General features: G+C 51.1%; 1 protein-coding gene. It reads right to left on the reverse strand.

The genetic code is table 11. The annotated features are described in order from the left end of the window. On the reverse strand, positions 1 to 311 hold a 311-nt coding region (locus V6E55_RS25715), incomplete at both ends, for a DUF2345 domain-containing protein (protein ID WP_316944138.1).

The following is a 311-nucleotide window of genomic DNA, read 5'->3' on the forward strand; positions in this document are numbered from 1 at the left end:
CAGGTGGTGATATTCCCGCCCTGAGCCTGAATATCAATATCGTTATGTGAACTGAACAATTTCGCACCTTCACGGCTGTACAGACTGAGTTGCTTACCCACGGCCAGCGTGAAATCTTTCTGCGCCCCGACATCCAGTTGTTTGCCTGCGGTCAGCGTCAGATTATCACTGGCTGATAACTGCATATCTTCACCACTCACCAGCGCCATCCCTTTCGGTGCACTGCCCAGGATTACCTCTTCATGTAACTGTTCGATTTTTTGCTTCAGGAGTTTTTGCTGACGACCGACATCGGCAGCCAGTGCCTGAGC

This window comes from Enterobacter sp. 342, from assembly GCF_036663495.1.
Lineage (GTDB): Bacteria > Pseudomonadota > Gammaproteobacteria > Enterobacterales > Enterobacteriaceae > Enterobacter.